This is a genomic window from Candidatus Pedobacter colombiensis (genome assembly GCA_029202485.1).
Taxonomy (GTDB): Bacteria; Bacteroidota; Bacteroidia; order Sphingobacteriales; family Sphingobacteriaceae; genus Pedobacter; species Pedobacter colombiensis.
The window spans coordinates 4,524,728-4,536,952 of sequence record CP119313.1 but is presented as its reverse complement, the minus strand read 5'-3'; the positions used below and the strand labels follow the sequence as shown (position 1 = coordinate 4,536,952).

General features: G+C 40.7%; 2 protein-coding genes. One reads left to right on the top strand and one right to left on the bottom strand.

What is annotated here, in order from left to right; translation table 11 throughout:
* Window positions 1–26 precede the first annotated feature (26 nt).
* Window positions 27–2,573 (bottom strand): hypothetical protein, encoded by a 2,547-nt coding sequence (locus P0Y49_18885; protein WEK18845.1) that lies wholly within the window; start codon window positions 2,571–2,573, stop codon window positions 27–29.
* Window positions 2,574–2,876: 303 nt separating this feature from the next.
* Here P0Y49_18885 and P0Y49_18880 point away from each other — a divergent pair, with 303 nt between their 5' ends.
* Window positions 2,877–12,209 (top strand): putative Ig domain-containing protein, encoded by a 9,333-nt coding sequence (locus P0Y49_18880; protein WEK18844.1) that lies wholly within the window; start codon window positions 2,877–2,879, stop codon window positions 12,207–12,209.
* Window positions 12,210–12,225: the final 16 nt, after the last annotated feature.

Genomic DNA, 12,225 nt, shown 5'->3' with positions numbered 1-12,225 from the left:
GATCTTCAGGTCAATGGCTTTGTTGTTTAACGGTGATCGAAGTCCGTAAATTCTTTTGGCAGGGCGAGTATCCTGCTCGAAATCTTGTTTTCCTCCATAAAACAGAGCCGCTCATATTTATATTCGTTGATTCTGGCCATACTATTTAAATCAGAAAAGATAGCGATCATCAGGTTGTACATTTCTATGCAGTGATAATTTAAACGATGTTTTTTAAATAACTGTATACAATCCTCACAATAGTCACGGGCTAGCAGATATTCCCCCCTGTTTTTCAACTGATGCGTCAGGGTCGTCTTTAACAGCACAGCCGAGTGTTGTGTTACTTTAAACCGGTGCTTATTTTCATGAACTCTTGTCAGAATCCTGACTAGCTGATCAGTTTTCTTGCTAGGGTTTATCCGTGATTTTGATAAGGCAAGTGTATTCATCATAAAAATTGTAAAAGCAGATCTTCGGGTAAAGTCTTTAGGATGTAATTCGATAATGGCATTTATGATTTGAATCGTGCTTTCATCTGATCCATAAAATAAGTTGGTTACAATTGTCAGCAAATAAATGATTCCCTGTCGGGTGTTAAGTACGGTACTTTCCCTCAAAAATGGATGCAATATGTTTTCTATCTTGGTTAGAAGCTGGTTATTGCTGACTGGTTTGTTGGTGATTTTTGAATAAACAAGCTGCATAACTTCATATGGATCCAGGTTCCAACCTGTGCGATCAAGATTCAGTAATTTGTTCATTCTTGCATTTATATTGTTCTCATCCAGACTGAGCATGTCCAGTACAGCAAGGATTGACTGATATATTAAAGTGTGTTCATCCGAATCCGAAATCTCAACCAACACTTCTACTGCCTCCCTGAAGCTGGGATCTACAAAATCGAAGTTAATTAGTTCTTCTATAATTCTGTCGTGCAGTTTGTGTTCTCTGATCAGGTAGTTTGTGTCTGCGCTATATTTTGACCTGTATTTTAAGTTTTCTGCTATAAAAAGTATTAAATAGTTATGTTCGAAGGAGTTTAATGGTAAGTCGAATAAATAGTTTAGCGATTTTAAATCACCTATTCTAATGATAAAACGAATGGCCCATTGTAATAGTTGGAAACGGATCGGGTCATTTTCATGCTCGCTTTGGATATATTGAAAGAAATCCTGTTCTACCCGTAAATGGAACTTTTCCAGGATCTCAATGAATAAGAAATATTCAAATATATGTGGATGAATAAAACGAACATATTCTCTGGGATGGTAATCTTCGTATTGTTTTTCTTCCATTAATATACCATCAGAAAGGAGTTCCATATAAGCATTTTTGAAGGCTGATAATTCTGCAATCAAACTGTCTTTAGGAACACTTGCTCCATTTTTGCCAAAATTGGTGAGCTGAATTACTTTTTTCAGAAAAAGGATTTTCTCTGTGTAATAATTTGAGCGGTATATATTTTCCTGAATAAACCTGGAAATCAGTTCATGGAATGTAATGTTCGTAGAATAATTGAAGCAGGGATCTTCTTCTTTTAATTGATAATACAGCTGAATATGGAATGGTAGTTTTAGTTGCAGTTTAAGTTTTGGATTGATATTCGTAATCTCTTGTCCATCAATTTTAGATACGATCAAATCAACTTCTTTTTCCGTTAATGGCGGAACGTTAGAAATTTCACTTACGTTGAAATAATTGCCTGCAAACCATTTTGTTTTTAAATAAGCCGAATGCCGCATCAATTCATAAAAACGAATCCATATGGTAGAGCGCATGCTCATGACTAATTTAATGCAATCAATGTTTTCTATAGAACAGATAAAATTGATAATGCTGTCAAACAGCTGTTTCTTTAAATCTTTCTTAAGGTTAAGCTCTGAAAAACCATCTAAAAAAATGACAAATTTACCTTTGGACTGCTGGTAGTTCTGCTGAATGAAACTAATCAGACTTTCTTTTTTTGGAATATTGAGTAAATTTTTGAGCTGATCTTCAAAATTCAGGTTAGGATTTTCAGCATTAAAAAAGTTATATGCCTGCAAAAATAATACGGCAGAATCAGGGTGAGCGTAATTTGGATTATTAAAGAATTTTTCTGCCAGATGACTTAGTAAAATTGTTTTTCCATAGCCCGGTTGGGAGACGAAAGCAGTAAAGCTATAATTACTTTTAAGGAATTCCTCAAAATCATGTTCAGCAAATTTCCTGCTAATGGTTAACTGAAAAGGCATGCCTGCGCGATTTTTAACTCCTTTCAAGGTAAAATCCGTGACTTTGGATACCCTGTATTTTAAGTCTCCCCAACTTGCCGGAGCATTGTTGGGATGGATACTAACTGAGATCGGCCAGTTTTCTAAACTCTCTCCGCTGACATATTCAGATAATGTAGTTATAGTGAATTTAGAAAACTTGTGTTTGACCACCGCAAACCCAAACAATCGCTTAATGGTCGTTTCACTGACGTTCTTATTTAATGCTTTGCTGATTTCAATCGATATCCTTTTACAATCAGCAGGAGTAATCGTCCTAATTCCTGTTTTAATTAGGATTAAACCTTTGAGTTCGTTTAAGATAGATGCTTCATCCATACACTTGATAAGTGAGCGTTAAAAAATTCAACTAAACGAATGTAAAGTAATAATAAGAATAAATGAACAGGAATTGTTTTAAGAATAAATAAATAAAAAAAATAGCGGACGCACAAAATCCTATCTTACAGTTGTTTAATGATTGTTTTTGAGTAAGAATAGCTTTTATTCATTCAAATAATGAACAAAATGAACACAGACAGACACTCAGTCTGATTTTAATGAACAAGTCGAATAGGGGTAAAAATGATAGGTATGTATAGACTTGTGCTATATAAATATAATCATCTCAATCTCTCTCCTATGAAAAGGACCTCTACCTTATTTAACTCATTTAAAAAGTATCTTTTCCTTGTTAGTTTTATCAGTCTAACGCTCGCAGCTTCAAAATTGGATGGTCAGACCAGGGTTTATGCTAATAGTGTAAACAGTACCGCTAATGTAACGAATCCGGATAATGCTAAAAGCAACAACGAATCTACTTTCGCAAGGGTGAACTCCAACGCAGGACTCGCGTTGGGTCTCGGGGCTTTCCAGGGCGAGTTGGAATTGATATTTCCAACCAAAGTCCTTGCAGGTAAAACCTCGTACATCAGGATAAATGTAAATGACCCGGATCTTTTAAATACGCTGTTGGGTGGTAGTTTGGGTAATTTATTAGCCAATGTGGTTGGAACCGTTGTACTTGGCAACAGATATTTTGAAACCGGGGCCAGAATGGGGCAGGGTAGTGGTAACAATGTGATCTCTGCAAATAGTTCCACGCCTTTCGCTACTGACAACATCAAAATTATTAAAGATGCAAAGGGTTATTTTTATATCGCCATTACGCCACAAAAGGATTATGATCGTGTTTATGTCAAAGATTTTACCAATGCGGTTGTAGGTCTTGGTGCAAGTAGTTATACTGATGTTTACTATGCTTTTCATGGGGAGGGTACTGATCCTTGCGCACAGGGTTTTGCCACATCTTTCGAAGGAAACGGTATATCATTAGATTTATTGAAGCTAGGTCAGGCTGGGGTAAAGAATATGGAAAGGGCTATTGATGCCGATAGAACTAATTATTCACAATTAAGTCTGGGTGTTGTAGGTGTAGGATCTGATGTGAGTCAGGTGATTTATTTTGAAACACTTTCTAAGTCTACAGATGAGTTCAATGTGAAAATTCAGGCCGCTCAGGCTTTGCTGGACCTGGGACTTGCAAATAATATTAAGCTGACGGCTTATAACGGATCAACAGCAGTTTATCAGGCAAACTTAAATACATTGTTAAATCTGGATCTGTTAGGTCTGCTAAAGACGGGAGTCCCCGTTGCTGTTCCTTTTGCGCCGGGAGTTCCTTTTGATAGAGTGAAAGTGACTTTCTCGTCGCTCGTGGCAGTTGGTTTAACACAAACTTTTAATTTATATGGTGTTACGCGTTCGGCGGCTCGTCCTACATTTGTAGCTCCGGCATCGAATACCGTCACAACCTGCTATGGAACAGGAGCCAATTTAACTGCGACAACATTAGCTACAAATGATTTACTTTGGTACGATGCACCAGTAGATGGTAATTTGTTGGCCACCAGGACTTATAATGGTGTTTATACTACACCTGCCTTAACGGCTACTACAACTTATTATGTTGCTGCAAGAACTACCGGTTGTACAGAAGAATCTGTAAGGGTACCAGTTATAGTTACTGTAAATCCTCAGATAAATTTTTCGACCACCATATTAAGCAATGCATCGCTTACAGCGCCTTACTTTAAACAAATTAATGGTGCTACAGGAGGAACACCAGCATTTACATATGCTTTAGCGCCGGGGAGTACCCCACTGCCAACTGGTTTAACATTGTCTACCACTGGAGGGATCGCTGGTACACCAGCAGCTTCGGGTGTTTTTCCATTCATTGTTGCAGCTACAGATAGTAAAGGTTGTTCGGTAACCGCTAATTTTAGCTTAACGATAACTGCGGCCTTGTCTATTCCAACAAAAGTATTGCCTAACGGAACAGTTGGAACGGTTTATCCACCGGAGACAGTTCCACAAGCTACTGGTGGAACCGGCCCTTATATTTATGCAGTACCTCCCGGCGCTCTGCCTCCGGGATTAACTTTTGACCCGCTAACCAGAGAAATAAAAGGTACGCCTACACAAAAAGGAACTTATGATATTCCTGTAACGGTTACCGATGCAAACGGAAACACCATTACTCAAAAATATACCATCGTGGTAAGAGATCCGCTGGTATTGGCTACTGTACCACTTTCAAACGGTACGGTGAATGTAGTCTACCCAACTCAAACAATCCCGCCGGCTACCGGAGGAAGTGGTTCTTATACCTATAGCGTACCAAATGGAGTATTGCCTCCGGGATTAACTTTTGATCCGGTTACGCGCGAAATAAAGGGTACACCTACCCAATCCGGAACATATCCAATTCCGGTTACCGTTACCGACACCGAAGGGAAAACAATGACTGCTAATTATAGCATATTGGTGAAAGATCCATTGTTGTTGCCTGCAAAATCATTGCCGGATGGAACAGTGGGAACTGTTTATGCGACACAAACGCTTACGGGTGCTACAGGTGGAACTGGTCCATATACCTATCAAGGTAATAACCTTCCTCCGGGATTAACTTTTAATCCGGCAACACTTCAGATCTCAGGAACGCCAACACAATCGGGTTCATATAATGTAAGTGTGAAGGTAACGGATGCGGATGGAACTGCTGCCAACCAGATTTATACGATAAAAGTAAATGGAGAGCTTACACTTCCATCGGCTACATTACCACATGGGGTGGTGGGTACAGCTTATCCAACTCAGGTTTTACCTGGCGTTAGTGGTGGCACCTCACCATATACTTATACCGCAATTGGCTTGCCTCCGGGATTAACATTTAACCCTGCTACCCGCGAAATAAAAGGTACACCATTATCAGGAGGTACTTTTACCGTAACAGTTATGGCAAAAGATAAAAATGACCTGAGCACTTCTACAGATTATACGATTGTGGTAGATGTAAATGCTCCTGTTGTTGCTGCAGCTACTACTTGTAGTGGCTCAACGGCAACTTTGTCGGTATCTAATTCGCAATCCGGAGTGAATTATAACTGGTATGGCTCAACCGGGAATACGCCAATATTTACAGGAACAACTTACACTACAGGGTCTTTAAGTGCGAATACAACTTATTATGTAGAGGCCGTTTCAGGTACCGCTGTGAGCAGCAGGACAGCTGTAAATGTAACCATTAATGCTGCTCCTGATCCAGCTAATGTAATCACTTCGAATGAAACGATCAGTACTGGCCAAACTGCAACACTGTTAGTTAACACAACTGGCGGAAGTGTTGCAAAATGGTATACTGCACCAACAGGAGGCACAGCATTTTTTACAGGGACCAGCTATACCACGCCTGCCTTAACGACTACAACAACCTATTATGTGGAAACAGAAAATACATTAGGCTGTGTTAGTGTCGGTAGGGTAGCAGTTAAGGTTACAGTAACCAATCTGCCGGTAAACACTAAATGTAATGCTGCCATTAGTCAGCAATCCGGAATTGATGGAATTTGTGCATTATGTGCAGTTGTTGATCCAGGCAATTCTACAGATGCAGATCCAGATAATTTTACCAGGATTAATCTGGTTGTAGGCGTTGGTTCTACAGGTTATCAACGATTGATATTTGCTGCTCCGGGTTCAGCTACCGATAGTATACGTCTGGATCTTGCTACACCAGTAGGTCTGGCTGATCTGAGCCTATTGGGAAATATTACCATTACTTTAATGAATGGTAATACTGTAGTGGGGACACCACATGCTTTAAATGAATCATTGATTAACCTTCAACTGTTGACAGGAACCCGATTTAAAGCAACCTTTGCAGCAGGTGGGGTATATGATCGGGTTGAAATACGCTTTGGCGCATTGGTTTCTGCATTAAGTAATTTAAACATTTATGGGGCAGAGATTATTTATCCTAATCCAACAGTTTCGGCTACAGGCAAAACCATTTGTTCGGGTAGTACTACGACATTAAATGCGATAGCAAATGGTGGCACCACATTAAAATGGTATGCTTCGGCAACCGGAGGTACTGCACTTGCCACCGGGGCAACCTTTACAACACCTGTAGCCTTAACCGCAAATACTACTTTTTACATTGAAGTTAGCAAAAATGGTTGTGCGAATGCAAATAGGGTGCCGGTTACTGTTATTGTGACTACCGCACCTAATGCTCCGGCATTGGCAACTGTTAATCCTGTATGTGCCGGATCGGTAGCTGTATTGTCAGTAAGCAATCCTGGCGCAGGAACAACCTATAGGTGGTACACCGTAGCAGCAGGGGGAGCGTCTGTATTTGAAGGACCGGTATTTAATGCGGGAGCATTAAATGTTACAACCACCTATTATGTTGAAGCTGCTAATGGAAGCTGTTCAAGTGCGAGTCGTACTGCCGCTACAGTTATTGTAAACCCGCTTCCAAACTTGCCACAAGTTCAGGCTTCGGCAACAACTGTTAGTCCGGGACAAACAGCAATACTCAATGCTTCATCAACAGAAGCCAATATTATATTTAACTGGTATGGTTCAGCCAATGCTAGTACATCTTTACACACCGGCCCTACATACGTAACCGCTCCATTAACGGTTACAACTACCTATTACCTTGAAGCTGTATCTACCATAACTGGTTGTGCAGCTTCTAGCCGGGTGCAGGTGACCATTAATGTAGACAATGGCGGGGTGCCAAATCCGGTACCATGCGAGGGTGCTATAACTGAAACGAATGGAGTTGATGGTCTTGGATTATTAGCTGGGGTGTTTAATCCAGAGCTAGCAATCGATAATGATACTAAAACCGGATCATCATTGGTGCTTCCAGTAGGTCTACTAGGTGGCTCAGTATATCAGCGTGTTGGGTTCAATGGGCTTTCTCATGTAGGGGATACCGTGCGTGTTCAATTGTCTACACCAGGTAAATTACTTTCATTGGGGCTTTTAGGAGGAATTACCATTACTACTTACAAGAACAATGTCAGCAATAACGATCCAATGTTATTGACCAATAATCTTATAGATCTGCAGTTATTAAGCGGAAATACAACTGTGCTACTTACTTTTGTTCCGACTAGTCCGTTTGATCAGGTAGAGGTACGTTTGAATGGCGGAGTAGCAACCTTGCTTACATCAGTCGATTTAGACTACGCGCAGCGTATCATTAAAGCACCGGATGTGGCTTCGGCTAATGTTGCCGGCTGTGCAACAAAACCATTGACCTTATCAGTGCTTAATCCTCTGGCAGGGATAACCTATAAATGGTATGATGAAACCGGAACATTTAAGTTTGAAGGCAGTTCTTATATAACACCTAATCTTACTGCAAATACAAAATATTATGTTTCGGCTAACAATGCTTCGGGATGTTTAAGTTACAAAACTTTAATTAATGTAACGGTAACACCTAAACCGGCAGCCCCTGCGCTGGAAGCTCCAGTTATCAATACTTGTGCTGGTAATAATGTGATTTTAACGGTAAAAAACCCGGTTGTAGGAGTCACCTATAAATGGTATGATAGCGGTAACAATTATATTGCCGGTAAAGATGGAATATCATTTACAATAACTAACATTCAGATATCAACAACTTATTCAGTAACTGCTGTAAACAGTTGTGATGTAGCTTCTGACCCTACCATAGCGACTATTAATGTCGGTTCATTAGATATACCGGTAATTACCCCGCCTTCTATTACAGTAAAAGTTGGGGTGAAAGCTGTTTTAACAGCAACATCCAGCACCGCAGGTGTTACATTTAACTGGTACGATGCTGCAGTAGGGGGTACATTGTTGTATACAGGTTCAACTTTTATCGCTCCGGCACAGACTCAGCCAGGTACAGTTACTTATTTTGTAGAGGGTACCGCTCCTTCGGGTTGTAGTACGTTAACAAGAGCGTCGGTTACCGTAACAGCTTTTGATGGCCCGGTTTTACCTGTTCCTTGCGAAGGTGCAAGTAAACAAGAAAGTGGAGTTGTTGGCGTAAATCTGCTTGCCGATGTATATAATCCCGGATTGGCGATTGATCAGGATGCTGCAACAGCATCATCACTGGTAATCCCAGTTGGTTTATTAAACGCTTATGTTTACCAACGATTAGGTTTTAACGGTTTATCTAATGTAGGTGATACAGTCCGGGTACTGATTACCTCACCTGGTAAAGTACTTTCACTAGCGGCATTACCTTCACTTGAACTGACAACTTACAATAATAATGTAAGCAATGGTGATGCAATGATGATTTCCAGCTCATTCATCAATCTTGAACTCTTGAGTAATGGTACACAGGCTTTATTAACTTTTGTGCCAACAAAACAATTTGATGCTGTCGAAGTAAAATTAAACTCCGGACTTTTAGGAGCCTTTACTTCTATAGATGTGAATTATGCACAGCGTGTATTAGCCGCTCCAACTGTTTTTGCACAAACCGCAGGTGCATGTCAGGGATCATCGGCAGTATTGTCGGTTACAAACCCTCAGGCAAATGTCACTTACAGATGGTACCAGGGAGCTACGTTTATGGCAGAGGGCACTACCTATGCAACGCCTGCTACTTTGGCTGCGGGTACTTATGATTTCTTTGTTACTGCTGCAAGAAACGGATGCGAAAGCAGAAGGGTAAAAGTAGCGGTAACCATATTACCATTGCCATTGCCTCCTGTTGCCAATATGGTTAGCCCGGTAACAACATGTATCAATACCCCGGTTACTTTAAGCGTAAAACCTGTAAGCGGTGTGGTATTTAACTGGTTCGATGCTGCAGTTGGTGGAAATCAGCTGGTAACTAATAACACTAACTATACTACGGCTGCAAACCTGGCAGTAGGCACTTATGACTACTATGTTGAAGCGGTCAATGCAAATAGCTGTACCAATTCGACCAGAACAAAAATTACACTCATTGTTCAATCAAATGCATTGCCAACAGATATTATTGTAAACGATGTAACAATTTGTTCAGGTACCAAAGCAACATTAAATGCTACTGCGCCATCTATTTCAGGAGCTACATTTAGCTGGTATAAAGATCCGGCTTTAAAAGATATCCCGTTTGTAGGGGCTAACTTTACTACTGATGCATTAACTGCAACTACTAAGTATTATGTAGTTGTAAATGGACCAAATACCTGCGCTAATGATGCATCGTCAGCTAAGATTGTTACTGTAACAGTGAATCGTAATTCAGTTGCTTCGGATATTGTTATTACAGACAAGACCATATGTGCAGGCTCAATAGCTACATTAAATGCAACAAGTACAACGGTGACCACTCCAGTATTTAGATGGTACAAAGATCCATTATTAACGGATGTACCTTTTGCAGGAGCCTCATTTACTACAGATGCGCTTACCGCAACTACTAAATATTATGTAACTGTTAGCGGTGATGGTACTTGTGCCAACAACGCAGCATCGGCTAAAGTTGTTACGGTTACAGTAAACCGCAATGGAACAGCAGCTGATATTGTTGCAGCCGACAAATCCACTTGCTCGGGTACCGCTGTAGTTTTAACTGCTTCGAGCACATTAAACAATGCGGTGTTTAGTTGGTATCGTGACGCGGCACTTGCCGATCTTGCAGTAAGAAGTAGTTCATTTACTACACCAGCACTAACAGTTACCACCAAATACTATGTTACTGTAAGCGCGAATGATGTATGTGCGAATGATGCTGCAAATGCGAAAGTAGTAACCGTAACGGTAAATAGAAATGGTGTAGCATCTGATATTACCCTTGCAGATAAAACTATCTGTTCGGGAACTGCAGCAATACTTAGCGCTAGCAGCGCTGTACCTTTACCTGTATTTAAATGGTATCGCGATGCTTCGCTAACTGACCTTGCATTTGAAGGCCCTAATTTTACTACGCCTGCACTTACACTAACTACTAAGTATTATGTAACGGTTAGCGGAACTGGTGTGTGTGCTAATGATATGAATACTGCAAAAGTGGTTACAGTTACTGTAACCAGAAATGGTGAGGTGAAAGATATTATTTCAGCTGATCAAACCATTTGCTCGGGACAAACAGCCGCACTTACTGTAAGCAGTGGTACTGTAAATAACGCAGTATTTACCTGGTATCGTGATGCTGGATTGACCGATGTAGCCTTTAGAGGAACAAATGTAACTACGCCTATCCTAATCACTACTACAAGGTATTATGTAACTGTAAGTGGTGATGGTGTTTGTGAAAACTTACCAGGGTCAGCCAAAATGGTGACGGTTACCGTTAATCCGGTGCCAAATGTACCGATCATTGGCCCAGCAAATCCAACAGTTTGTTCTGGAGATGCTACGATATTAACTGTTCAAAATCCACAAGCAGGAATTACTTACGAATGGTATACAGCAGCAGTGGGTGGTACTTTATTAAATACTGGTATTTCGTATACCACTGGTCCACTTAATGCTAATGTAGATTATTATCTGCAGGCTACCAATGCGTCAAATTGTGGCAGTGTTTCTGGTAGAGTTAAAATAACTGTAACTGTAACCAATAGACCACAACCACCTTCAGTAGTCTTAGGCACTGTAAATACCTGTATTGGAAGCGGTGCTACATTAGCTGTATCCAATGTGGTGGCTGGAGTTACGTACAATTGGTACGCTACTGCTACCAGTACAGATGTGTTAGGCTCTGGAGCGACATTTACTTCCCCGCCGGCTACTACGACAACTACAACTTATTATGTAGAGGCCAAATCAGGAAACTGTACCAGTACTTCTCGCACACCAGTAGTTGTAAATGCAGGAGCACTTCCAAATCCACCGGCAACGGTTTCAGGTGCGGGTAATCCGGTATGTCCGGGTAGTACAATTGTGCTAACGGTTAATAATCCTGATCCTGCATTTAAGTATGTATGGTTTAGTGCTCAAACAGGTGGAACAGTACTTGCCGAAGGAAATAGCTTTACGGTGCCGGCATTAAATGCAACAACGGTTTACTATGTGGGTAGTGTCAATTTGGTTTCCGGTTGCTCAAGCAGTACACGTACTGCAGTAACTGTTACAGTGTTAACCAGACTTGCTGCACCGGTGGTTTCTATACAATTTACTACTGCAACTAGCATCACCTTTGCGTGGGCTCCAGTACCCGGCGCTACGGCTTATGAAGTTTCTACAGATGCCGGTTTAACATGGGTATCGCCAAGTTCGGGTCCGGCAGGAACAACACACCTGGTGGCAGGTTTAAATCCAGATCAGCAAGTAACAATACGGGTAAGGGCTAAAGGTCAGCTGGATTGTCAGTTGAGTGATGCAACCACCTTTACTGGTAAGGCTGAGAATCCTTTGGGCAACAACATATTTGTTCCGAATACATTTACGCCAAATGGTGATGGTAAAAATGATGTATTCTATGTATATGGAAATACCATTGCCAAATTAAGACTTCGAGTTTACAACCAATGGGGGCAGTTCCTGTACGAATCATTAACCATTCAGAATGGTTGGGATGGTACTTATAAGGGAGAAATGCAACCAAATGGAGTATATGTGTATTACCTGGAAGTTGAGTTTAATGACGGAACCAAAGCAACGAAAAAAGGAACGATAACCCTATTGAGATAAAAATGTATCCGGGAAT